The organism is Granulicella sp. S156 (genome assembly GCF_009766105.1).
Lineage (GTDB): Bacteria > Acidobacteriota > Terriglobia > Terriglobales > Acidobacteriaceae > Granulicella.
In genome coordinates this window covers 1-22,376 of record NZ_LMUH01000001.1, presented here as the reverse complement: position 1 = coordinate 22,376, position 22,376 = coordinate 1, and the positions used below count along the sequence as shown (strand labels likewise).

At 56.4% G+C, this 22,376-nt stretch carries 24 protein-coding genes; 8 read left to right on the top strand and 16 right to left on the bottom strand.

Annotated elements, in window-relative coordinates:
• Positions 1-54 precede the first annotated feature (54 nt).
• Together GSQ91_RS00120 and GSQ91_RS00115 are read right to left on the bottom strand one after the other, a co-directional pair.
• Complete coding sequence (locus GSQ91_RS00120; protein ID WP_158819223.1) at positions 55-510, bottom strand: MaoC family dehydratase; 456 nt, start codon at positions 508-510, stop codon at positions 55-57.
• A gap of 63 nt (positions 511-573) precedes the next feature.
• Positions 574-1,440 carry a 3-hydroxybutyryl-CoA dehydrogenase gene (locus GSQ91_RS00115; RefSeq protein WP_158819222.1) on the bottom strand — a complete coding sequence of 289 codons (867 nt, stop codon included), beginning with the start codon at positions 1,438-1,440 and terminating at the stop codon, positions 574-576.
• Between the two features lie 202 nt (positions 1,441-1,642).
• Between GSQ91_RS00115 and GSQ91_RS00110 the strand changes: the two genes are divergently transcribed.
• A complete protein-coding gene (locus GSQ91_RS00110; protein ID WP_158819221.1) occupies positions 1,643-2,491 on the top strand; it encodes a site-specific DNA-methyltransferase in 849 nt (282 codons plus the stop codon).
• A 19-nt stretch (positions 2,492-2,510) separates the two neighbouring features.
• On the opposite strand, the gene GSQ91_RS00105 is transcribed toward GSQ91_RS00110, so the two are convergent.
• The 5 genes from GSQ91_RS00105 to GSQ91_RS00085 form a co-directional block, all read right to left on the bottom strand.
• Complete coding sequence (locus tag GSQ91_RS00105) at positions 2,511-2,786, bottom strand: type II toxin-antitoxin system VapB family antitoxin (protein ID WP_216845007.1); 276 nt, start codon at positions 2,784-2,786, stop codon at positions 2,511-2,513.
• Positions 2,787-3,046: 260 nt separating this feature from the next.
• A complete protein-coding gene (locus tag GSQ91_RS00100; protein WP_158819220.1) occupies positions 3,047-3,991 on the bottom strand; it encodes a metallophosphoesterase in 945 nt (314 codons plus the stop codon).
• A gap of 97 nt (positions 3,992-4,088) precedes the next feature.
• Positions 4,089-4,424 (bottom strand): cupin domain-containing protein, encoded by a 336-nt coding sequence (locus GSQ91_RS00095; protein ID WP_254064291.1) that lies wholly within the window; start codon positions 4,422-4,424, stop codon positions 4,089-4,091.
• Between the two features lie 56 nt (positions 4,425-4,480).
• The gene (locus tag GSQ91_RS00090; RefSeq protein WP_158819218.1) at positions 4,481-6,463 is read right to left on the bottom strand and encodes an ATP-dependent DNA ligase; all 1,983 of its coding nucleotides are present in this window, start codon (positions 6,461-6,463) and stop codon (positions 4,481-4,483) included.
• Between the two features lie 115 nt (positions 6,464-6,578).
• Positions 6,579-7,268: a TetR/AcrR family transcriptional regulator gene (locus GSQ91_RS00085; protein WP_158819217.1), complete on the bottom strand. Its 690-nt coding sequence runs from the start codon at positions 7,266-7,268 to the stop codon at positions 6,579-6,581.
• A 138-nt stretch (positions 7,269-7,406) separates the two neighbouring features.
• Between GSQ91_RS00085 and GSQ91_RS00080 the strand changes: the two genes are divergently transcribed.
• Positions 7,407-8,363, top strand: coding sequence for a hypothetical protein (locus GSQ91_RS00080; RefSeq protein WP_158819216.1), 957 nt, complete (start codon positions 7,407-7,409; stop codon positions 8,361-8,363).
• Positions 8,364-8,466: 103 nt separating this feature from the next.
• Here the strand turns inward: GSQ91_RS00080 and GSQ91_RS00075 are convergent, their stop codons facing one another.
• Positions 8,467-9,231 carry a polysaccharide lyase family 7 protein gene (locus tag GSQ91_RS00075; protein WP_158819215.1) on the bottom strand — a complete coding sequence of 255 codons (765 nt, stop codon included), beginning with the start codon at positions 9,229-9,231 and terminating at the stop codon, positions 8,467-8,469.
• 418 nt (positions 9,232-9,649) lie between these two features.
• Here GSQ91_RS00075 and GSQ91_RS00070 point away from each other — a divergent pair, with 418 nt between their 5' ends.
• From GSQ91_RS00070 to GSQ91_RS00060, 3 genes are all read left to right on the top strand, one after another.
• Positions 9,650-10,450, top strand: coding sequence for an alpha/beta fold hydrolase (locus tag GSQ91_RS00070; RefSeq protein WP_158819214.1), 801 nt, complete (start codon positions 9,650-9,652; stop codon positions 10,448-10,450).
• A 62-nt stretch (positions 10,451-10,512) separates the two neighbouring features.
• Positions 10,513-10,803, top strand: coding sequence for a hypothetical protein (locus GSQ91_RS00065; RefSeq protein WP_158819213.1), 291 nt, complete (start codon positions 10,513-10,515; stop codon positions 10,801-10,803).
• A 15-nt stretch (positions 10,804-10,818) separates the two neighbouring features.
• Positions 10,819-11,562 (top strand): CPBP family intramembrane glutamic endopeptidase, encoded by a 744-nt coding sequence (locus tag GSQ91_RS00060; protein WP_158819212.1) that lies wholly within the window; start codon positions 10,819-10,821, stop codon positions 11,560-11,562.
• Here the strand turns inward: GSQ91_RS00060 and GSQ91_RS00055 are convergent.
• Positions 11,487-12,362 carry a CPBP family intramembrane glutamic endopeptidase gene (locus GSQ91_RS00055; protein ID WP_158819211.1) on the bottom strand — a complete coding sequence of 292 codons (876 nt, stop codon included), beginning with the start codon at positions 12,360-12,362 and terminating at the stop codon, positions 11,487-11,489. The genes GSQ91_RS00060 and GSQ91_RS00055 overlap by 76 nt on opposite strands.
• 125 nt (positions 12,363-12,487) lie before the next feature.
• Between GSQ91_RS00055 and GSQ91_RS00050 the strand changes: the two genes are divergently transcribed.
• Positions 12,488-14,392: a M61 family peptidase gene (locus GSQ91_RS00050; protein ID WP_158819210.1), complete on the top strand. Its 1,905-nt coding sequence runs from the start codon at positions 12,488-12,490 to the stop codon at positions 14,390-14,392.
• Between the two features lie 87 nt (positions 14,393-14,479).
• Here GSQ91_RS00050 and GSQ91_RS00045 read toward each other — a convergent pair whose 3' ends face one another.
• Positions 14,480-15,022: a DUF1349 domain-containing protein gene (locus tag GSQ91_RS00045; protein ID WP_254064313.1), complete on the bottom strand. Its 543-nt coding sequence runs from the start codon at positions 15,020-15,022 to the stop codon at positions 14,480-14,482.
• 426 nt (positions 15,023-15,448) lie between these two features.
• Here GSQ91_RS00045 and GSQ91_RS00040 point away from each other — a divergent pair, with 426 nt between their 5' ends.
• A complete protein-coding gene (locus tag GSQ91_RS00040) occupies positions 15,449-16,096 on the top strand; it encodes a dihydrofolate reductase family protein (protein ID WP_158819208.1) in 648 nt (215 codons plus the stop codon).
• Positions 16,097-16,204: 108 nt separating this feature from the next.
• Here GSQ91_RS00040 and GSQ91_RS00035 read toward each other — a convergent pair whose 3' ends face one another.
• Positions 16,205-17,092: an SDR family oxidoreductase gene (locus GSQ91_RS00035; protein ID WP_158819207.1), complete on the bottom strand. Its 888-nt coding sequence runs from the start codon at positions 17,090-17,092 to the stop codon at positions 16,205-16,207.
• 197 nt (positions 17,093-17,289) lie between these two features.
• On the opposite strand from GSQ91_RS00035, the gene GSQ91_RS00030 reads away from it, so the two are divergent.
• On the top strand, positions 17,290-17,697 hold the full coding sequence (locus GSQ91_RS00030; RefSeq protein WP_158819206.1) for a helix-turn-helix domain-containing protein: 408 nt from the start codon (positions 17,290-17,292) through the stop codon (positions 17,695-17,697).
• 188 nt (positions 17,698-17,885) lie between these two features.
• Here GSQ91_RS00030 and GSQ91_RS00025 read toward each other — a convergent pair whose 3' ends face one another.
• The 5 genes from GSQ91_RS00025 to atpC (GSQ91_RS00005) form a co-directional block, all read right to left on the bottom strand.
• Complete coding sequence (locus GSQ91_RS00025; RefSeq protein ID WP_158819205.1) at positions 17,886-18,605, bottom strand: TlpA disulfide reductase family protein; 720 nt, start codon at positions 18,603-18,605, stop codon at positions 17,886-17,888.
• A 140-nt stretch (positions 18,606-18,745) separates the two neighbouring features.
• Positions 18,746-19,414, bottom strand: coding sequence for an AraC family transcriptional regulator (locus GSQ91_RS00020; protein WP_158819204.1), 669 nt, complete (start codon positions 19,412-19,414; stop codon positions 18,746-18,748).
• Between the two features lie 255 nt (positions 19,415-19,669).
• On the bottom strand, positions 19,670-20,107 hold the full coding sequence (gene atpC, locus GSQ91_RS00015) for an ATP synthase F1 subunit epsilon (protein ID WP_158819482.1): 438 nt from the start codon (positions 20,105-20,107) through the stop codon (positions 19,670-19,672).
• An 84-nt stretch (positions 20,108-20,191) separates the two neighbouring features.
• Entirely contained in the window at positions 20,192-21,400 is a 1,209-nt protein-coding gene (locus GSQ91_RS00010; protein WP_158819203.1) for a hypothetical protein, read from the bottom strand.
• A gap of 429 nt (positions 21,401-21,829) precedes the next feature.
• A complete protein-coding gene (atpC, locus tag GSQ91_RS00005; protein WP_158819202.1) occupies positions 21,830-22,261 on the bottom strand; it encodes an ATP synthase F1 subunit epsilon in 432 nt (143 codons plus the stop codon).
• Positions 22,262-22,376: the final 115 nt, after the last annotated feature.

Genomic DNA, 22,376 nt, shown 5'->3' with positions numbered 1-22,376 from the left:
CCTTGATCTTCCTTCACCGGCAAAGGCGCCTTCAAACGGAGGCACTGGCCGTAGTTACGGCTTAGTCCGCAGCGGCGCCAGAAAGTTCACCACCGAACGCATAATGACCTCGTCGCGTTGATTGAAGACCACCGTCCGCGAGCGCACCACACCGAACGCGGGCCGCGAGGCTGAGTGCCGCACGCTGAGGATCTCCGCCTCCGTGCGCAACGAGTCTCCGGGACGCACCGGCTGCGTCCAGCGAATCTCCTCGACACCCGCGCCGATCATTCCGCCCGCAATATGAATGGACTCCACGCGCAGCCGCATTACGATGGCCGCCGTCAACCAACCCGACGCCGCCAGCCCTTTGAAAAACGAACTCTCGCCCGCCGCTTCATCGAGATGAAACGGCTGCGGATCGTAGCGTTCGGCGAACTCTTTGATCTCTTCCGCGGTGACCTTATAGCTGCGGCTGGAGTTGAACTTCAGCCCTGGATGCAAATCTTCAAAATACAATTCGTTCGGCAAAGCGCTTCTCCCTGCAACCGTCTGCTCATGAGATGTAATTAAGTGTAGTTCAGGTTCGTTCGATCAAACTTTCGCGGGATAGGTATAGAACCCCCGCCCCGATTTGCGGCCGAGCCACCCGGCATCGACCATGCGGATGAGCAGCGGACAGGGGCGATACTTGGGATCGCCCAACCCCTCCTCCAGGACCCGCATAATATCCAGGCAGACGTCGAGCCCGATGAAGTCGGCCAGAGTAAGCGGGCCCATCGGATGCGCCATACCCAGCCGGAAGATCTCGTCGACTGCCTCGGCCGTCGCCACGCCTTCCATGACCGCAAAGATCGCCTCATTGATCAACGGCATCAGTACGCGGTTGGAGACGAACCCGGCTGCATCGTTCACCTCAACCGGCGACTTCCCTGCCGCCAGCGACAATAATCGCACCGTCTCGTACGTCGCATCGGAGGTCTGCAGGCCGCGAATCACCTCGACAAGCGACATCACCGGCACTGGATTGAAGAAGTGCATACCGATCACGCGATCAGGTCGCGTCGTGCCTCCAGCCAGCTTGGTAATGGAGATAGACGAAGTATTTGTCGCAAGAATAGCTTGGGGGGCGAGCAAGGCATCGAGTTCATGAAAGATCTGCTGCTTGATCACAAGACGCTCGGTCGCAGCCTCCACCACAAGCGTGCAGTCGCGCAGATCGTTGAGGATAAGGGTTGGCCGTAGCCGCGCATAGATCGCAGGCACTTCCGCCGGATCGATCTTGCCCTTGGCGGCCTCGCGGTCGAGATTGGTGCGAACCATCGCCAGGCCACGATCGAGCGCCTGCTGGTTTACCTCATAGAGCGAAACCTCAAAGCCAGACCGCGCAAAGACATGCGCGATGCCGTTGCCCATCGTGCCAGCCCCAACGACTCCCAGGCGATGTTGTGTTGTATCCATACACTCGTTCCCCACAAAGATGAGAGTGTAGCAGGATGAGCACTGCACATGCCGTTGCTGTTGTCTCTCGTCGTCATCCTGAGCCGTAGGCGAAGGACCCCCGCATTGGTGCCGCCAATGCGGGGGTCCTTCAGCTTCGCTTCAGGATGACGACGAAAAACATATGCTGGCGAATAGATAATAGACTCACTCAGAGGCCCCATTGAATCGCATCCTCCACAGCGAAAACCTAGCAGCACTGCGTTCCCTTCCGGACGCCAGTGTGCAGCTGATCTACGTCGATCCGCCCTTCAATACCGGGACGACCCAGCAGCGCACCCGCATGAAGACCGTCCGCGACGATACCGGCGACCGTACCGGCTTTGGCGGCAATCGCTATCGCACCGAAAAACTCGCGGCTACCCCCATCTACACCGACCGCTTCGACGACTACATCGGCTTCCTGCGCCCGCGCATGATCGAAGCGCACCGCGTCCTGTCGCCTACGGGTTCTCTCTTCCTGCACATCGACCCGCGCGAAGTTCACTACTGCAAAGTCATGCTGGACGAGGTCTTTTCCGCTCATGGCGTTGCGGGCCGCGCCTGCTTCCAGAACGAGATCATCTGGGCCTACGACTACGGCGCGCGCTCCACCAAACGCTGGCCCGCCAAACACGACAACATCCTCTGGTACACCAAAGACCCCAAGCACTACACCTTCAATCTCGAGGCCAGCGATCGTATTCCCTACATGGCGCCAGGATTAGTCGGCGCAGAGAAAGCAGCGCGCGGCAAAACGCCAACCGACGTCTGGTGGCACACTATCGTCTCCCCCACCGGCAAGGAGAAGACCGGCTATCCCACCCAGAAGCCGCTAGGCATTCTGGAGCGCATCGTCCGCGTCCACTCTAATCCCGGAGACACAGTGCTGGACTTCTTCGCGGGCAGCGGAACGACTGGCGAAGCCGCCGCACGCAACGACCGCAACTACATTCTTATCGACCAGAACCCTGATGCCTGTACTTTGATGAAGACAAGATTGAAGGGGTCTAGGGGTAATGAACGCAACTGACTAGGTTATCGGTCAAAAATCATTTCGTCGCACGTCGTCGGGGAACGGAAATCAAATTCGGCTCGTTGCCGCCAAACATCACGAGTCGCCGCGCACTCTCCCGCTCGATGATTGCCTTTAGCCCCTCATGAATCAATGAGGACTTTTCATGAAGTCCGGTCAATGCGCTTGCTTTCGCAAGCAAAGCATCGTCCAGTGAAACTGTAATTCGCATGAAATCCCTTAATTTCTTTGGCTCTGCCCTATTAAAGCAGAGCACGAATGGTGTGAGGTGGTTCTTTTCGATCCCACTCATCCCCTGTCATCTCGACCGGAGGCGGCGCTTTTTGCCGCCGTAGCGGAGAGACCTGCAGGTCGCCTGTACGAACACTATCGCCTGCGCAGGCAGCCTGCAGGTCTCTCCACTCCGCATGATGATAAAACCATCATGCTACGGTCGAGATGACAGTTCTTGGGTGGTTCATTCCGACATCACACTATTCGTGAGGCTCTAGCATCAAATAGTTCACAGGCCTGATGCATTCCAATGCCCCTATCCGCTCTGTTACACACATCCTACGTATTATGCGGATCGACGCTCTTGAACCCATAAGTCTCATACCGCGTGGTGAGCTTGCCTCCACGCAGTGACACTACGGTAAAGCCCTCCGGCGCCCCCATGTGAGTTCCCTTCCACCAGTTGCCACTCACTGCGCCGCTGGTGATGTACGGCACGCCATGCCACTCGACGCGCTCATTGATATGCCAATGGCCCTGCAGAACGCCAAGCACGTTGTGGCCCTCGAAGAGCTTGATGACCTCAGAGGAGTTCGTAACCGTGCTGCCATTATGCGCGGGCGGATTCGCGGGTGGCGGGTTGTAGCACGCAACCGCACTCACCAGAGGAATATGAACGCTGACGACGATCGGCGTACCCGCAGGCTGCACCTTCAGATCGTCGGCGAGCCACTGGAACTGCGCCGCATCGATGCGCCCTTCGTAAGCGCGGTCTGCCGTAATGCCGATGGAGTCCAGCACGATGAAGTGCGTGCCCTTGTGGTCGAAGCTGTAGTACAGCTTGCTGATGTGCTCCTCGTAGTACTTCTTGCCGTAGAGCGGATCAGTCGGCTCCACACCGCTCTGAGCATAGATGCCAAGGCAATCGTGGTTGCCGATGGTGTGATAGACCTTCAGGCTCAGGTCCTGCTGGGTTTTGTCATAGAGATCGAAGAGACTGATCGAACGATCTTTGGGCACAGCCAGTCCGTCGAAGATATGGTCGCCGCCCTGGATCGCGAAGTCAGCCTTGAGCGTCCGCATCTTCTTGAAGGCCATGTCACAGCCCTTAGCGGCATCCAGTTCGGGCTGCAGATGCGTGTCCGTCATAAAGATGAAGTCGAAGTCCTGCGGCGCGGGAGCAGGCACCAACTCGGCATGAGCGAACGACGCGTTGCCAAGTGTAGCTGCTGTTCCAGCAGCCCCGAGAAGCGAAAGAAAGTGGCGACGATCCATAGATGACATAATTTCAGCCTATTCAAGTGAATATTTCATTGGCATAAATCTTACGTCGTTTCAAACAACAATCTAGCTTTCTATCCATTTGCGTCATTCCGATCCGTCAGGCGGCAACGGTTTCAGACTGTGCCAATTCGAAGGTAATGTTCACGGATCGCGCACCAACCGGGCGTGTCCGATGGCGGACTCCGCGAGGAATCGTAAGCATCTGGCCAGGATCAAGTTCGCGCGATCCGCTCTCAAACTCGATCAAAAGCCGCCCTTCAATCACCAGAAATGTCTCGTCAGAGTTTGGATGAAAGTGCCAGTGATAGGGTTCAGTCATCGTGGCAATCCGAACGACATGATCATTGATAGCGGTAATCGGATGATTGTCGTATCCAAGATGTGTCGAAGACTCTGCCTTCAGCGTGATGACTTCGGGAAGGTGTTCCTTCATGCTCAATCCTCGCATTCCAAATCTTGGCCTATGTTAATTCTTTAGTCCTCCGGCCGCTATTCTGCAGACTCTTCATCCGGCCGATCAGGCTGCGTCTGATACACCGCTTCCACCTGCTCCAGCGTATCGATCTCGCTTACCGGCTTGTCGCGACGGATATGCAGGATACGTGGAAACCGCAGCGCAAAGCCGGACGCATGACGCGTTGACCGCATGATGTTGTTGAACGCAACCTCCAGCACAATCTGCGGCTCGACGGTTCGAAAGTATCCCTGGTCTTCAAGCGTATGGGCCTTGAGCCACTCCGTCATCTCCAGGATCTCCGCATCGGTTAAACCGGAGTACGCCTTGCCAACGTTCAGCAGTTGGCCAGCCTTACCTCGCACCGCAAAGGTGTAATCGGAGAGCAGACCTGCACGCTTCCCGTGCCCAAATTCAGCGCCCGTAATGACCACATCCAACGTCGCCAGCTCGCGCTTCAGCTTCACCCATGCCAGCCCACGCCGCCCCGGCAGATACGCTGAGTCGGCGCGCTTCAACATTACCCCTTCATTCGCGCGTGCGCGAGCATCGCAATACGCTTGATCGATAGCAGCAGCATCCGTCACAGGCTGAGAGGGAGAAAGTATGAATCGTGCCTTTTGCTCAGCCTTCGGAGTCGTCTCCACAAACAGGCTGCCCTGTGCCGTCTTGCGTGCGGAGTCCGTTGTAAGTGGCGAAACCACACGCTCTCTCCACCTCTCCACAACCCTTTCCAGAAGCGCACGTCTCTTGGTGAGTGGAAGCGGCAATAAAAGCTCATCCTGCGCAAAGAGCAGATCGAAGGCCATGAAGACAACCGGGATCTGCAGTCGCACCTCATTGCTCACGACCTTGCGACCGATCCTCTGTCCCATCACCGCGAACGGCAGCGCCTGCATCTTCCCATAGTCCCAGCCAAGAATCTCTCCATCCAGAATCAAAGGCTCATCGACAGCCGCAAAGGCTTCGGCAAGATCCGGAAAACTCTGTGTAATGTCCTCACGGTTTCGCGAATAGATCGCAACGCGCCCCGGCTGCGATGGATCGCCGCAATGCACCTGCGCCCGCATACCGTCGTACTTGTCTTCCAGGAAGGCAAGCGGAGACGACTCCATTTTCTTCTCGACAACACTCGAGGCTTCGATCTCCGCATCTTCCGCGAGCCCTTCTTCCGCAGCTTCCTTTGCGACCACCTCCTGCACAAGTCCAAGATCGACGAAGTCCTCGCCAGTACCCTTCCTGCGGGCTTTCTTCGGCTTCACAACCTTTGTGGGCTTCTCCTTCACAGGGGCTTCTGTAAACCGCTCCACCGCAGCCTCCGCGGTCTCCACCGGCGACGCCAGCATGAACCCCAGCGGATGAAACAAGCTCATGCGTGCCTCCGCCAGCGTTCCAGCAAAGGCTCGCCCCACGGCATGCACAAGGTCCGCCTCCAGCATGACGGCGTGGCGCACCGCGGCGACATCCGTACCGGACGCCACAGCGATCGCCTCCTCTATCAACGATTGCTTCACGCCGATCCTCATATCGCCGAGCATCAGCTTCAACAGATACTTGGCCTCGAGCGCCGTAGCGCGCGACAGCAACCCTTCCACCAGCGACGACCGCGAAGCCGTCGTACGCGCCACAGCCATCGCGGCAAAGACCTCTGTCACATCGTCGAGTGTCAGCCCAGCTACTGGCTGTGCTTTACCAGGACGAGCCACAAACAAATCATGCGCGGCAGCGCCCAGATCTCCATGCAGCCGATAGGCCGTCGTGAGCCCAGCCTGACTAGCTCCCGAAATCGTCAGCACCGCGCGGCTAAGCAACGCACCACCCGCATTCAGCTTGTGCGCATCGTTTTCCGCAAACGGCTGTCCCGCCAGATACAGCGCGAACCGGCCAGCATCGTCACTTTCCGGAGCAGCCGTATGCAAAGACGCAATCGCCTCGGCAATCGCCGCACGCTTCTTCAGGCGACTGCTCTCCTGAGCAAGCTTCTCCGCCAAGGTCGCAAGTTCTACAAAGAAAGCCATCGAACCTTCAGGTCCTCGTCTTTCTATAGGATGCGACAAGTGGCCCTACTTGTAGCGGGTTCATCGATAGGGTGATGCAGGAATAAACTACCCCAGATGAATTACCCCAGAATTGTCATCTCGACCGGAGTCTGCTTTCGATCTTCCGTACAGGGCTCTTCTTTGTGGACTTTTTCAAAACTGCCCCTTTAGAGACATCCTCTGTACCAGCATCTGGAAATAGGACAACTCCCTCCCTCAGCAGCCGCATAAACTGCGCTGCAGTCCCCCGTGAAGAGACTTTCCCCTTGCTGTCGCGCCAGATATCGGCAGCTGCCATGAGAACTTCGAGCGCTATCCGGGCCGTCAGATTAATACTCAGGTCATCTGGCTTCTTTCCCAGACATTCCGCGAGTTGCCGGGTCAGTTGAAACTGCAGTTCCCCCAGATAGTCCCACAGGCGAGCCCGCGCTACGGGCGATTGGCTAAGAATCGAGCGAACCATCAAAGCATGTTTCGGCTCTGCGTCTTCGACCGCGAGCACGGCGAAGATCGCCTCGGCTAAGGCGCGCTCCACCGGTAATTCTTTAACGCGTTGTGCGAACACCTCAGAGAATTTGGCAGTGTTCCTCATCAAGCTGGCCAGAACAATCGAATCCTTGGTCGGAAAGTAGCGATAGAGCGTGGATGGACTGATATCCGCCGCCTCGGCAATCACTTCCATCGTCGTCGATTCGTAGCCAATACCGCTACCGCCAAAAAGCGCCATTGCTTCAGCAATGATGCGGTCGCGGTTTCGTTGAGCTTTCTTCTCTCTTAGACCCATGGAAAGCATTGTAGCCTAAAAAGGAAGCAACTAGTAAATGACAGTGACTACCAAAAAGATGATACATTCAAAATATTGAAGTTCGGGAAGGGACCACCCATGCTGTATCGATTCAGAAATATCGTAGGATGTTCAACCTTGCAGGCCGCCGCGCTCATTCTTTTCACTGGCACTTCGCTGCAGGCTCAAACGAAAGGCATCGCCGCTCTCGACCAACCACCGCCCAGAAAAATCACGTCAGTAAAAGCTCTCATCGGTTTACCCGGGATAGAGCCTAACTCCGTGGGAACGCTTTCTTTCAACGGACGGAATCTGCGTTTCACCACGGAGCAAGGGTTCGCCGAGATCCCGCATCAACGCATCATCGAAGCCTCAAGTGGTGACGAACGCGTTGAAACTGGAGGCACGGCAGGCCAGATCGCGCGCATGCTCATTCCCTACGGCGGCGGTTTGGCCCTTGGTGCCGTTACCCATAAGAAGGTTGGTCTGCTGACCCTCGAATTCCTGGATAATTCAGGCGAATATCATGGCGCCGTCTTTGTACTCGACTCCGAAGACATCGCCACAGCCTTGGACGAACTCGATGTTCTTCCCGCCACCACCCACGTCTCCGCCATTTCGGCACCCGCTGTTTGCCCAACATGGAAGGTGCAGGAAAATACCGTCCGAGTGGAAGAGATTGAGACAGGCCTTCAATCTGAGTTTCCACCGGAGGACCGTGTCCTTCTCTATGAGCGTCTCGTGCAACAGCTGAAGTCCGAGAAGACCATCCTGAATGTTTACCGCGCCGGAGACCGAAGTTCAGAAGGAAACTGCGCGGAGTTCCGCATCAAAGTGCGGGCCATAGCCTTCAACAAGGGCGATCAGGCAGTCCGCGCGTCTGTGGGACCATTGGGACACTTCGTGGGGACGACAAAGCTTACCTTCCACCTGACGGTGTCCACACAAGACGGAACGCCTATCTTCGATGAAGACATGAAGAAGTCCGAGGGCTCCGACAGCGACAGCCTGAATGTGACGAAGGTCATCAGCAAGGCTGTGGTGAAGAGCCTCAAAAAATCCAGGAAGCACCTGCGCAAGACGCAGTTGGCCTAACCCAGCCTCTTGTCATCATCACAAACGACGCCCCACCCTGTGCGAGAACTCGCTCAAGGGTGGGGTGCCCGAGTGGTGGCTTACGCTTATTGCCCTGCTGTCTTTAGTGGACGATCGAGAGGGAGAGGAAGTGAACGTCGGAGGGGCCGCTCTGGGAGTCGGTGCTCTGGTTGTAGTTGCCGGCCTTGAAATAACTGAGCGGGGCGTCGAGGGAGTAGGTGTCGAGGGTCCACCAGGTGCCGTTGATATTGACTACGAGCGTGTTGCTCTCATACTTGAGCTCGTAGGAGAAGGTGGTGCCTACGGGGACGTTGGTGAGAGGTGTAAAGACCTCGTCATCGCCTGAGGTCGTTTGTTCTACGCCGATTGTGATGTCACCGTTCTGGTTGTAATACAGCTCGCAAACTGGCTTGGTGGAGACGCTGGCGTCTATATGGATCTGGCCGATGACGGTGCCATAATTGGTCGGGTCGGCTTCGGTGACGTAGAGAGTCGCGTACATCCGATTGGGCTCGTTGTTGGGACTCCAGCTGGAGGTTTCAGCCAACTCGGTGCGGCAGTGGGTGGAGTTGGGGGTGGTAACACAGCCGGTGTCATCGGGGCTGCCAGGAACCTTCATGACCATGGCGCCGTCGCCGCTTTCAGTAAAGAAATAGGAGTAGTTCTCATAGCCGCTGTCACCCACCAACTGGGAGCTGTAGATGGTGTTGGGGTCGCCGGCAGAACCGGTGGGGAGCTGGAGATTCCAGTAGCTCAGATCGAAGTTGCCGCCGGGAGGGACATCAGGGTTGAGTTGGGCCTTGGCGGAGATATTAGCGAAGAAAATTGCGCCGAGGGCAAGGCCAATGCGGATGACGATGCGGTTCATGTTGGTTCCTCCTGTGTTGAAGCCGGTTTGACGTGCGTTTTGGATACGGGACCATAGAGGCAGCCCGACGACAGGGCGGCGCTTCTAGCGGGTCACGTTCACCCGGATGAATAGTAGGTACTTGAGCTTTTTCAGGCTATTTATTTCTCTGTTTCGTGAAGCCGCACAACCCTACTCCAACAAGGCCGACCCTTGCAAGCAGAAATTACGTTTTATCCTCTAGAAAACCGCTTGTCTGAGTAGAATCAGTCGCGGTCAGACTAATGAAAGCTTCCAGAATCCCTGTACGCAACATACCGCGCGCCTTGGTCTCGAGTTAGTCCCCTGCCCTGGAGAAACTACCACTGCCCATTCAAAGCGCATTTAGCATGAGCTATGCTGAAGCGGTCGTAACTGATCGAGGAAAATCAAAACAGACATGTACGATGACGAACTCAAGAAGTTCGAGACGGACGGCGCAGCTCCCTTGCCGGTCGCAGAGAATCAAGGCTACCTCGAACACGCGGGAGCTCGGATCTGGTACAGCACCTACGGTTCTGGCTTACCCGTGTTCCTGCTGCATGGAGGCCTCGGCCACAGCGGCAATTGGGGCTACCAGGTTCCAGCATTGATACACAGCGGCTATCGTGTCGTTTTGATCGATAGCCGTGGCCATGGCCGCAGCACTCGCGACACACAACCGTTCTCGTATGAGCTAATGGCGTCCGACGTTCTGGCAGTGATGGACGCCTTGCATCTTGAAAGAGTCAGCCTGGTGGGGTGGAGCGACGGTGCCTGTACCGCTCTGGTCCTGGCTGCAAAAGTCCCCTCACGCGTCGCAGGCGTGTTCTTCTTTGCCTGCAACATGGACCCAAGCGGCGTAAAGCCCTTTGCAGCCACTCCAACGCTGGACCGGTGTTTCGCTCGACACGTAAAAGACTATGCCCAGCTATCGGCTACGCCAGAGCGCTTCCAGGACTTCGTCGCTGATGTCACGCTGATGCAGCAGACGCAACCCAACTACTCCACACACGACCTCGCGAAGATCAGCGTGCCTGTCGCAATCGTACAAAGCGAGCACGATGAATTCATCAAACGCGAACACGCGGAGTATCTTGCTCAAAGCCTTCCAAACGCGCACTTGATCACCCTAGACAACGTAAGCCACTTCGCCCCACTGCAGAGGCCTGAACTCTTCAACGCCGCCATACTCGCGTTCCTCCGCAACACTCTGCGTTAAAGATTTTCCTCCTGCTTGCCCGGCGGTATGATTGAGCCGTTCGTCGCACAGAAGGATCGCAAATGAACTCCGAACAATTCACAAAGTCGCTCGCAGACGAAGCCCCCAGGCGCGGCCTGTCCGTTCCACTTACGGCTCTATGGTGGGATGCAAAGGGAGATTGGGCAAAGGCCCATGCTCTGGTCGATGAACTGGAAACCAAAGAGGGCATGGCTGTCCACGCTTACCTTCATCGCAAGGAAGGTTCTGCCTGGAACGCAGATTATTGGTACCAGCGCTCGAGTAATTACCGTCAAACAACTCTAGAGGCAGAGTGGAAGGCTTTGGTAGAGGCGTTTCTGGCTGAGACTTAGAACGGGTGAACCTGCATGACAGACGAAGTGTCCACTACGGCGACCGCAGAACGCAGACGTCTCGATCTCATGGAGCTCTGTGTTGGATACGTGCTCATCCTGCTGGTCATCTGGACGCCCCGCCCTTGGCAGAGAGCGCTTTACTGGTTGCCCGTTCTCTGGATCCTGGTGGTAAGTTGGCTGTCGTTCGACGGCTGGAAAAAGATGGGCCTGCATACGGCCAACCTGCTCCGGCCCCTTTGGATCGTGGGCATAGCCCTGCTGATGGCAGCCGTCGCTGTGGTTATCTCATGGCAGCTCGGAACGCTGCACGTGCCGGATACTCCCTGGCTGTTTTTCAAAACCTACATCGGCTACGCGATATGGTCCTTTGTACAACAGCTACTGCTGCTTGTTTTTTCCCTGCAACGGCTCTTGCGGCTTCTGCCCGGAAAACTCGCGGCGGTACTGGCGACCGCAACGATCTTCGCTCTCGCGCACCTGCCGAACCCCATTCTGACGCCGGCAACGCTGCTTTGGGGGCTTGCGTCCTGCCTGCTCTTTCTGCACTACCGTAACCTCTATCCCCTGGCCCTGACGCACGCCATCCTGGGCATCTGCATTGCGACGACCGTACCTGGGCAGGTGACCCACAATATGCGCGTGGGCCTCGGATATCTGCGCTATCATCCCCATCGCTACCATCAGCGCAACCAGGTCGACCATATGGCATCGACGCCCGCATGCGTAATAGCTGATGCGCCAACACGCCGCTCTTGACGCCAGGCTCGGCCATAGAAGATTCCGGCCAGCGCTGCCAGCAGCACGTATCGCCAGTTGAAGTGGAGAGCACGCTTGTTGAAATGGGAAAGCCCAAAGAGGACTGAGGTCAGAAACAGAGCAGGATACCGTCCAACACGCCGCTCCATGAGGTTTTGCATCCACCCGCGAAAGAAGAGCTCCTCGGGAACAGCAATAAAGAAGAAAGTGAAGAACAAGGTGAGCGGCAGCTTCAACATCGCTGCCACGGATAGATGCAGATGCAGAAAACCGAGGCGCAGTCCAAGCAGGGCTGCCAGCGGCGCATAGATCGCCAGTTCTCTTAGGCCAACGCCAAAATCGCTGCGGCGCAGGCGAAGATCGAAACCAACGCCATCCAGTTGTCGCACGACGAGGAAGCCCCAGATGCCGGCATTCAGAAGAAGCATCTTACTGAAGACGGCAAGATGAGCCGGCCACGCGTGTTCCAGCCAGCGCAGATCGACAGCAAGCCCCAGGCTGAAGAGAACCACATAGTCTCTCCAGTTGCCTCTTCGACCAGGATCGTGGCGGCGGCCCTCATATAGCAGCCACGAGACCGCAACCGGAATCAAAACATACACCGCGAACCAACCCCACCGGAAGACTCGAGCGGACCATGCGACCAGCACATACGAAAGAGACAGCCCAGCGGGCGCGACGAGTTGCAGCCACGTCGGGAGCGCCTTCATCTTAGCCGTCAGCTTGCCTGAAAAGAAGGCCGCCGCCAGAAAAGGCACCAGCGTAAAAACAGCCGCAATCACAATTGCCGGGGTAACCATGCGCACCCTTAAGTGTAGCGCTCACTTGCAACTCAACGTGTAGTTGCTGTACTCCGCAGCTTGCGGGACACGATGCTACACTTGCGGGGAACCGCCAGAACACACTTCTCCACAGAGGTCGTCACATGGTGCGGAGCCTTCTGTTTTTCCTGACTCTTCTTCTCAGTTCTGTTTCAGCCTTCTCCCAACAAGCACCGATTCAGATCACAGCTGATCTTACCGATGCTCCCCGCAAGCTGTTCCATGCGGAGATCGATCTGCCCGTGCATGCAGGTCCGCTCGTGGTGACCGAGGCGAAGTGGATTCCGGGTCATCACGCGCCAAAGAACGTCGACAATGACATCACGGGCATCGTGTTCACGGCGAATGGGCAGACGATCGAGTGGCAGCGCGACGAGGTGGATCTGTACCAGTTTCACCTGACCGTGCCGGCCGGCGTGACAACGCTGCACGCCCATCTGGACTTTATCGCGAATATCAAGTCGACGAATGAACTGGCAATGCTGGAATGGGAGGACCTGATGTTGTATCCGGCAGGCGTGCCGGTGCGGCAGATTGCGATCCAGCCGTCAGTGACTGTGCCTGCGGGATGGGGGGTTGGCACCTCACTCAAGCCAATCTCTCCGTACGACCCCAAACACCCAACGGGTGGAACCATGCACTTTGCGGCAACCACAGTGGAAACGCTGGAGGACTCGCCAGTTATGACCGGTATCAACTTTCATGAGTACGCGCTGAACCCCGAAGCAGCGAACTCGGGGGCGGCGAAACCCGTGTTTCTTGATGTGGCTGGCGATACGCCGGAAGACGTGGAGCTGCGGCCGAGCGTGGTGGCGGATCTGAAACATCTGGTGACAGAAGCTAGAGCAATGTACAGTTCGACGCACTATGAGAGCTACCATTTCCTGCTGACACTGACTAAGAATCAACCTTACGGGGGGCTGGAGCATCATGAGTCGTCGGACGATTCGCTGCCGAACGGAGCGCTCAAGACGGACCAAGCTCTGGAGAGCGGCGGCCCGGTGCTGTCGCACGAGTACACGCACTCATGGAACGGAAAGTATCGACGGCCAGCAGGGCTGGCGACCGCGGACTACGCGACGCCCATGAAAGGCGAACTGCTATGGGTGTACGAAGGGCTGACAGATTATCTCGGAAATGTGCTGGGAGCACGTTGCGGATTCTTGACCCCGGAGCAGTATCGAGACTATCTGGCCTCGATTGCGGCGATGCAGGATTCTATGTCGGGACGGGTCTGGCGTAGCACGGAGGATACAGCGGTTGGGATCTCTGGCTTGCAGGGTGGTTCAGCGTGGTCGAGTTGGCGGCGCGGCGCGGATTACTACGAGGAGGGAGACCTGATTTGGCTGGATGTGGACACAACGATTCGCAAGCTGACGAACGACCAGAAGAACCTGCACGATTTTCTGGCCATCTTCCTGGCTGGCAAAGGCAGCACACCGCCGCAAATTGTTCCGTATGAACTCGAAGAGTTAGTGAACGATCTGAATCAGGTTGCGCCCTACGACTGGGCGAAGTTCCTTCGGGAGCGCGTGTATCGGGTGCAGCCGCATGTCAATGTGGAGGGGATCGAGCAGGGCGGATACAAGCTGGTCTACACGGAGAAGCTGAACGAGTACTATGAGACCGCAATGTCGCTGTGGTCCGGGTCGGCAGGAGTGAATGTCTGGTATTCGCTGGGGCTTCAGCTGGATGCCCAAGGTGGGATCACCGACGTGCGAGTAGGCGCCCCTGGGGACAAGGCGCGGCTGGCTCCGGGTGAGAAGATCCTGGCGGTCAATGGGTTGCTTTATTCGGGCGATGTACTACGGGCGGCGGTGCGGAAGAGCAAGACAGCGGCGGGACCAATGGAGCTGATCGTGCAGAACGACACGCATGTGATAACAGTGCCTATCGATTATCACGACGGGGAGCGATATCCCTCGTTAGTGCGGGTGGGTGGTACGCCCGATTATCTGGATGAGATCGCGAAACCACTGACGCCGGCCCCAGAAGAGGCAGGACACTAACCCCGGAGGGCGGCACGATCCCCGCCAACAACCGTTCGACTCATTCGTCGATTTCCATGTCCGCTTCATTCCCTTCGGTCAGACATTCTATTTCGAGGCGGTTTCCAGCTTCAAATCCTTGAAAGTAGCGTCAAATCCCGTACCGCTGGGAGCCGCACACATGATCCCCACCTCTACCGGCCGATTCGGCGGGAAATATCCCATACGAACAGAGGTGAAGGTATCGCCCTTCAGCGAGCAGAGCGTCTCAATGGAATTTGCCTTGCGAATCACCCGCCACCAGATAGGTTCTGTCTCAGACAGATCCGGCAACGTCGACCCGTCTGAATAAGTGCGTGTAAACACAACGCTCGCAAACCGCTTTCCATCGATGAACTCAGTACCGCACCTCATCCAGTTTTCGCTATCCAGCCTGACCATCAGTCCAGCCTGATCGTACTGGGTCGCATACTTGCCATTGATGCAGCCTGTGAACGTGAACTCGCCGGGCACAGAAAGGTGATCGAAGTGCCCACTATCGGCAACATAGCCATCGAACGTCTTTTGCCAGAAGTCCGTCTTGGCACGGCTGCGAACCAGAATCTGTCCGCCGGTAATCTTTGTAGAAGCAGGTTCGTTGAGCCACGTCATGCGCGACAACAAGCTCTCTTGAGAAGTTGGTACAGCTTGCGCGCTGGACGCACGCTCGAGTAACACCGCACTTGCAGTAAGGGCCAAGGAGCCTTCGATGAATCTCCGCCTGTTGATCACGATTCCGTCTATCCTTTTCCTGGATTTTCACGCCAACAACTCAATACTGTTTTGGGACCAGCCCAGCGTAACACGGACTTTATCGTGTCATAACTCGGTCGAGAATTGCATAGCCCCGGAGCATATCCCCAGGTGAGGGTTTGAAATATGGCCGTGGAGATACGACCGGCCGCAGATTTAAATGAAATGATGAGGGAGATCGCGCTGCGAGGGGGAAAACAGATCCCCCAATAGATGCAGCTCCGGCCAGATTCAGCACCGGCCCGGAGCAAAAGTCAGCACAAGAATCAGGGAGGAAATAGCCAGATGTCAAAAGTTCGTGTCGCAGGATTTGGTGTTTCGTTGGATGGTTTCAGCGCTGGTATCGAGCAGAGTCTGCAGGATCCACTCGGCAAGCGAGGGACGGAACTCTTTCAGTGGTTCTTTCATACGAAGACCTTCTGCTCCATGCATGGGATAGAGGGAGGAACTGTCGGGGACATGGACGACGAATTTGCTCATCGGGCGATGGACAACTTTGGTGCCTTCATCCTTGGCCGCAACATGTTCGGCCCCGTGCGTGGCGCATGGCCGGACGATTCATGGAAGGGCTGGTGGGGCGACGATCCGCCGTATCATGCGCCGACGTTCGTACTCACGCACTTTGAGCGTGAGCCACTGGTCATGAAAGGTGGAACCACCTTCTACTTCGTTACCGGCGGAATTGAAGACGCACTGGAACGCGCGAAGAAGGCCGCCGGAAGTAAAGATATTAAGATCGGCGGCGGTGTATCGACGGTGCGGCAGTATCTGAGGGCCGGACTGATAGATGCCCTTAACATCGCATCGGTGCCTGTTCTCCTCGGCCAGGGTGAGTCTCTGTTTCATAATTTGGACATGAAAGCACTTGGATTTTCCGTGACCGATCGCAAGACGTCCGAACACGCAACGCATCTTGTGCTGGAGAAAGTTTAAGGACAGAGTTCTCTGCCTCTCCTTCCTCTCCGTCACACAATCAAATAGCCGAGTTCTCTTTGGCACCTCGCACCAGCGACGGAAAGTCGCCGCTGGTGCGCAGTCCATTTAGCCCTCAAAGTAGCGCATGTTGTTGAGATCTTCGATCAGTCCAGGCCCGGTCGGGTGCCATCCGAGCCGTTGCTGTGTGATCGCGCTGGAAGCCGAAAGGTCAACGCCAGCGAACCTGCCGACAAAGCCAAAGTGGGCGACTGCCTCCTCCGGAGCAATGGAGACCACAGGCACCTGAAGCCCCCGGCCGATGGCTTCAGCGATGTCGCGGAGCGATACACCCTCTTCAGCGACCGCGTGATATCGTGCCCCTGCCTCGTGCTTCTCGAGGGCAAGCCTGTAGAGGCGGGCAACGTCGAGGACATGCGCCGCGGGCCAGCGGTTGAGTCCTTCCGCCACGTATGCGGAGACGCCTTTCTCACGGGCTACAGCGACTAAAAGGGTGATGAGCCCTTGCTTCACGGTGTTATGGACCTGGGGAAGGCGTACTACCGTCGCGTTTACGCCTTGCGATGTCAACGCGCGAGCAACCTGTTCCGGCACGCGGGGATACGGTAAGACGGCCGGTTCATCCACCTCTTCCGTCACGGGGCGCGTTGGCGAAGGAAGAGCGAGACCGGTACTGACAATCAAAGGGCGATCAGACCCTGCAAGCGCGGCACCCAGGGCTTCGATGGCGTGCTTCTCGATCTCGGAGTTTTCTTTGAATTTGGAGAAGTCATGGCCGAAGGCGGTATGAATAACGCCATCCGACTGCGCCGCCCCACTGCGAAGGCTCTCCACGTCTTCAAGGTTCCCTCGATGCACCTCGGCCCTAGCCGCGATGAGCGATTGGGCTGCCGCATCCGTTCGCGCCAACCCGAGCACCTGATGGCCAGCGTTGATGAGCTCCGGAACAATAGCTGAACCGATAAGACCGGTAGCGCCGGTTAGAAAGACACGCATTAGATCTCCTTTACTTCGTGAAACTGGACGCATTTGCGTCCACTGGCAGCCGGATCAGCATGAGGGCGATGCAAATCCGTGAGCGATCTTTGACCATGCGCGCTCCATGGTTACGTTCCAATACCTACATAATGAAGTGAGAGCTACTAAAAAAGAAGACGGCACATTTACCTTAGGAACTGAGGTCGAAGTAACCCATGAAAAAAACCAGCAAAAGGAACACCATCGAACCGATAGCTCTGATGTGTAAGAGCGACGAGATGAAGGCGGTTCGCGAGTTCATGACAAAAGTCGGGGACAAATGGAGCATCCTCCTGGTCGTCATGCTGGCCAGGACACCCAAGCATCGTGCCCGCTTCTCTGAATTGCAGAGGATGGTGGACGGGATCTCTCAGCGAATGCTCACCACCACACTGCGCAACCTGGAGCGAGACGGCTTCCTCTCCCGCGAAGTGTTCCCTGAAGTACCACCACGAGTGGAATATGAATTAACCGTCCTGGGACTCAGTCTGCTAGCCCCGATGCAACATTTGGTCCAATGGATTGGGGGCAACTGGGACTCGATTAAAAAAGCGAGAGATAGTTTTGATAAGCGGGTGCGATAAGAGCGGGTGGCCCTCACGTATTCTGGACCACTTGGAGCCCCATTCATGACGGATTCATTGTCATGAATGGGATGGCGACGGATGCGTGGCCTGCCCACTCATAGGCAAAGAGCGCGCATGAATGGGGCGCCTAGGTAATCGCGCAAAGTTGAGATGAGTCAACGCACTGGCTGGAATTTAGGGCCTAATCACTTCTCTGTAATGAAGTCACTGATCTGTTTCTCTAATGGAGACGGGGCCTCATAGCCCCCCTGAACATATGCGACCGTACCGTCCGGACGGACCAGAACACTAAATGGCACTGTAGCCGACCCCATGCCGCTATTGACGCCGTAGGAGAAGGCGACCTCACTCTTTAGGTCCCCAGACTCAAGGACCGTATAGGCAGGTTTCATTCGAGCAGCGAAGTCCTCTAACTTCTTATGCTCATCTTGCACTGCAATAGCGAATACTTGAAGTTGCTGAGGGTAAGCCAGGGCCAATTTGCTCAAGACCGGTGATTCTTCCTGGCATGGCAAGCACCAGGTGGCCCAAAAATTCAGAAGCACCCATTTGCCTCGATGGTCTTTCAAAGAGACCATCTGCCCCTGTAGGGATGGCAGGTCCCATTCGGGTGCCTCCGCACCGCTGGCAACAGAGCTCTTCTTTCCGAGCGTCTTTGGCGCTGGAACTTTCCCATCAGATGTGTACAGGACCAGCTCTCTTCGGCGCCCGCCACGGACCACGATAATCGGAAATGCTCGAACAGACGCATTGTCCATGAATGCGGCCATCACCAGCGGGCCGAAGGTAGAGGCATCATTGCGATCGACGCTGACCAGAAGATCGCCGGAAAGCAGACCATATTTGCTGGTGCCATGGTCCAGCAACTCGACCTGCCAACCGTTCTTCTTCTGGGTCAGCAACACCGTATTGAATTCGATCTTTGTTCCTTGTTGGGCCGCAGCAGTCCAACCCCCAATCAGAAGGAGCGCACACACAACAAGCACACGTTGAACACAGCGAGTCAAACGCTCACATACCATGCAACTGTTGTACCGGTCATAGTTCAATTCGTCTTGAATCTATTTGCGGCCGCCCGCCATGCCTGCGGGCCCACTCCTGTCATCCGCTTCACACTACGGGTCATATGAGGTTGGTCGGAAAAACCAAGATCAGTTGCGATCTGTACCAGCGGCGCTTCGCTCGACGCAATGGCCTTCCACGCCTGGCGTGAACGCGCTCTTGCTCTAAATGCTGACGGAGAGAGACCAAACACCTGCATAAAACCCCGCGATATCGCCCACGGTGTGAGTCCGTTCATCTCGCCCCAACGAGACAAACTAAGAGATGGGTATTGAATTAAGGACGCAGCTAACTCATCCGGCCAGTCCGCATATACCGCCTTCCGCGCTGTAGCCGTCGAGAGCAGTAAACCTGCTGCCTGCGCTTGGTCCGTTTCCGCAGTTTGAATAATGGAGTCGAGGTCCGGAACATTCGCCACGCCTGGCAAAAACGAGCGCCCTACAGGCAAAGGCAAATTAAACACGACTGCTCCTGAATCCGAGAACCGGTTTATGTGGGCCTCAAAGCGTTCGTGTAAGACAATATCGCCGGCCTCTACCCGAAACCGCCCTTGATCTCCAGCCTCTTCATAGCCGCCAGAGAGAACAATTGCCGCATAAGCGTGCTGATGGCTGTGGCGACTGAAGATGGAAGAGCGGATTGTCTGCCACATGCGCATAGGTATTCCCTCGAATACAGTATGCCTTGTGCTTCCACTGCGTTCACAGCTCAACAAGTGTCAGGTCGGCAATCCGAAAGTGCGAGTGAACGACTAGCAACCATATAGGGAATTTGCCAGTTGAACTCCGCCAACAGGGAGACTTGCCGCGTCTAATTTAAATCCACGCCCTGCACAAACAAAAAGCCACCCTGTTTGCGATTTCATCGCAAACAGGGTGGCTTATATATTCCCTACTCTTAGTTAGTGCTAGCCCTGCGCGCTCGCGACCTTCTCTTCGGCCACGCGTGCAACAGCATTGGCCTCGTCGTACTTCTCCTGATCGTCGCCAGCCTCGTTCCAAAGCTCTTGCGAGTGCTTCAGATCCGCTTCCGCTTCGGACAGGTCGATCTCGTTCGGATGCAGCGCCGTCTCGGCGAGAATCGTCACGCGCTCCGGGAGCACCTCGACGAAGCCCCAGGCCACGAAGAAGATCTGCTCGCCGGCCGTTCCGCCATGCAGGCGAACTTCACCCGCACCCAGTTCCGCCAGCAGCGGAGCCGCACCGTAGAGCGCCTCCAGATAACCCGACATCGAGGGCAGTTCAACCGCCGTCGCCGTCGCGTCGAGCAGCACGCGATCCGGCGTCACCAGCCTAACCGTCAGCAGCCCCGAGTTGTTCGTAGTATCAGTAAGGGATCGAACGATAAATCAAGGGCTGAAAGCCCGGCATATCTCGTCTCCGCCGGCATGACCTCATTGGGTGCCTATAGAACTTCCTGCAAAAACCGCTTACGGTCGGCCGGGAATTGCATAGACGCGAAGTGCTTCCCCAGACTCCAGAGTCACGACATAATCGCGACCATCCCCTTGCGTGATCGCTTCCAAAGTTTCGTGATGGGCTTTCGTAGGAAGGTCGATAAAGCCTGCCACGGAAAGATCATCTGTGTGAAGAACGGAGAGCCATTCACGCCGCACCATGCCATCATAGTCGCCATTCTGTGTGCGACAGTGGGCAAGAAGATCGTTCTCCAATTCAGAAGCATCGACGACGCGGCATCCGCAGGCCGCCCCCCTTTTCTCCAGCAAGGAATCGCCGCATAGAAGATGATGGACGGTTTGCGTTTTCAGTCTGCGTCCCTCAGCATCGAAGATCGCCAGATCATAGAAATCGTGCTCCTGCGAACCATAGAGCCCGTACCATCGATGCGAGGAAGATTCAAATGGCGGGTTCTCGTAATAAAACAGGTAGTAAGGAAAGCTGCCCCAGTCCCGGAAATAATCATCCTCTGTATCTTGCAAATCGTGACTGCTTTGCTGCACTCCCTCCGGCAGGACATCCTGCCCACGATCGATAAGTGTCTCCAGAGCAGCGACGGAGGAGACCCCTGTAGGGTGAAGAATATTCTGGCAAACTGCATCGTTGTGTCGTTCAGCAGGCGCTGCATTCACCGCGTTCAAGGATAGAAAGGGAGAGCCGCGAAACGGCCTATCCGACACACACTCTGGCCCGTGATGTAGATCTGGAATTGAGATTAACTTGCTGTCATACCGATACAAGAGATGCCCAACTGGAGACCTACCAAGGGAGAAGTCCAACACGATCCACTTATCGTTCACCACTCGTACACCGCTGATTTGCCCATCCGCCGTGGCTACTGTGTGAACACTATTAACGATCTTCCACTTCTCCAGATCGATGACGGTAACTATTGTGTCTGGCTTGCGTGCGACATATCCCATCGGGGCAAAGAGGAGAAAGTCGGATTTCCCCATCCAGACCGCCCCAGCAAAAGCGACCGCATAACGGCCATCCGGCGTAATCTGCACGTCCACGTGGATACGATCCAAGTGTTTCGCATTGACTCCGCTCCAGCCCGGAACATCAAGCACATCGGTAACTGGAGCATCCGTCCACCACTTTTGGAGTCGCACAAGAGGCCACTTGCCGCTCGTGTCTGAGTCGAGAACCAGAAGACTTTGATCGGGAGCGACTCGCATAGAAAAATGCTGCCGCGAATCCATATCTAACGTTGAGAATAGCGCATACGATCCCCGCGAGGATGGTACCGGGAGATGAATCTGCTGCGCGGGCTTGAGCTCAATCTGAGCCAATGCGCAAACAGATGCACTGCCCCAGATCATCGCGGTGGTCAGTAGACGCCAATTGCTGATTCCGGACATGAAGCCCATCATAAGGTGTGAGGAATGGATAGGTGTGCAATTAGGACACTCTTTGAAGTGTCCTAATTCGACTCCACCTCTACGTACTTTGCAAACATTCTGCTGTAGCTAGAACCAGAAGGGTATGGCTTCAGCAGTGTGTTGAAACGGTAGGCCGCCGGAAATTTGATCCCCCTGCCTAAACGAAAAGCCACCCTGTCTGCGACTTTCGTCGCAGACAGGGTGGCTTATCTATTTTCCCTACCTTTAGTGCTTGCCCTGCGCGCTAGCGACCTTCTCTTCGGCCACACGAGCAACGGCATTGGCTTCGTCGTACTTCTCCTGATCGTCGCCGGCCTCGTTCCAAAGCTCTTGCGAGTGCTTCAGATCCGCTTCTGCTTCGGACAGGTCGATCTCGTTCGGATGCAGCGCCGTCTCGGCGAGAATCGTCACGCGCTCCGGCAGCACCTCGACGAAGCCCCAGGCCACGAAGAAGATCTGCTCGCCGGCCGTTCCGCCATGCAAACGAACCTCGCCCGCACCCAGTTCCGCCAGCAGTGGAGCCGCGCCGTAGAGCGCCTCCAGATAACCCGACATCGAAGGCAGCTCAACCGCCGTCGCCGTCGCGTCGAGCAGCACGCGATCCGGCGTCACCAGCCGTACCGTCAGCAGCCCCGAGTTGTTCGTAACGTCCGCCATACTTCGCTGTTTCCTACTTCCTGTTTGCTGTTTCCTGCCCTTAAGCCGTTGCCTTCATCTTCTCGGCGGCGGCGAGAACATCCTCAATGCCACCCTTCAGATAGAACGCCTGCTC

Excerpts from the sequence above, each read along its gene's own strand:
- GSQ91_RS00115 (WP_158819222.1), bottom strand. The coding sequence starts at position 1,440 with ATGGATACAACACAACATCGCCTGGGAGTCGTTGGGGCTGGCACGATG.
- GSQ91_RS00105 (WP_216845007.1), bottom strand. The coding sequence starts at position 2,786 with ATGAGTGGGATCGAAAAGAACCACCTCACACCATTCGTGCTCTGCTTT.
- GSQ91_RS00100 (WP_158819220.1), bottom strand. The coding sequence starts at position 3,991 with ATGTCATCTATGGATCGTCGCCACTTTCTTTCGCTTCTCGGGGCTGCT.
- GSQ91_RS00095 (WP_254064291.1), bottom strand. The coding sequence starts at position 4,424 with ATGAAGGAACACCTTCCCGAAGTCATCACGCTGAAGGCAGAGTCTTCG.
- GSQ91_RS00090 (WP_158819218.1), bottom strand. The coding sequence starts at position 6,463 with ATGGCTTTCTTTGTAGAACTTGCGACCTTGGCGGAGAAGCTTGCTCAG.
- GSQ91_RS00085 (WP_158819217.1), bottom strand. The coding sequence starts at position 7,268 with ATGGGTCTAAGAGAGAAGAAAGCTCAACGAAACCGCGACCGCATCATT.
- GSQ91_RS00075 (WP_158819215.1), bottom strand. The coding sequence starts at position 9,231 with ATGAACCGCATCGTCATCCGCATTGGCCTTGCCCTCGGCGCAATTTTC.
- GSQ91_RS00070 (WP_158819214.1), top strand. The coding sequence starts at position 9,650 with ATGTACGATGACGAACTCAAGAAGTTCGAGACGGACGGCGCAGCTCCC.
- GSQ91_RS00065 (WP_158819213.1), top strand. The coding sequence starts at position 10,513 with ATGAACTCCGAACAATTCACAAAGTCGCTCGCAGACGAAGCCCCCAGG.
- GSQ91_RS00060 (WP_158819212.1), top strand. The coding sequence starts at position 10,819 with ATGACAGACGAAGTGTCCACTACGGCGACCGCAGAACGCAGACGTCTC.
- GSQ91_RS00055 (WP_158819211.1), bottom strand. The coding sequence starts at position 12,362 with ATGGTTACCCCGGCAATTGTGATTGCGGCTGTTTTTACGCTGGTGCCT.
- GSQ91_RS00050 (WP_158819210.1), top strand. The coding sequence starts at position 12,488 with ATGGTGCGGAGCCTTCTGTTTTTCCTGACTCTTCTTCTCAGTTCTGTT.
- GSQ91_RS00045 (WP_254064313.1), bottom strand. The coding sequence starts at position 15,022 with ATGACGTGGCTCAACGAACCTGCTTCTACAAAGATTACCGGCGGACAG.
- GSQ91_RS00040 (WP_158819208.1), top strand. The coding sequence starts at position 15,449 with ATGTCAAAAGTTCGTGTCGCAGGATTTGGTGTTTCGTTGGATGGTTTC.
- GSQ91_RS00035 (WP_158819207.1), bottom strand. The coding sequence starts at position 17,092 with ATGCGTGTCTTTCTAACCGGCGCTACCGGTCTTATCGGTTCAGCTATT.
- GSQ91_RS00030 (WP_158819206.1), top strand. The coding sequence starts at position 17,290 with ATGAAAAAAACCAGCAAAAGGAACACCATCGAACCGATAGCTCTGATG.
- GSQ91_RS00020 (WP_158819204.1), bottom strand. The coding sequence starts at position 19,414 with ATGTGGCAGACAATCCGCTCTTCCATCTTCAGTCGCCACAGCCATCAG.
- GSQ91_RS00010 (WP_158819203.1), bottom strand. The coding sequence starts at position 21,400 with ATGCGAGTCGCTCCCGATCAAAGTCTTCTGGTTCTCGACTCAGACACG.
- atpC (WP_158819202.1), bottom strand. The coding sequence starts at position 22,261 with ATGGCGGACGTTACGAACAACTCGGGGCTGCTGACGGTACGGCTGGTG.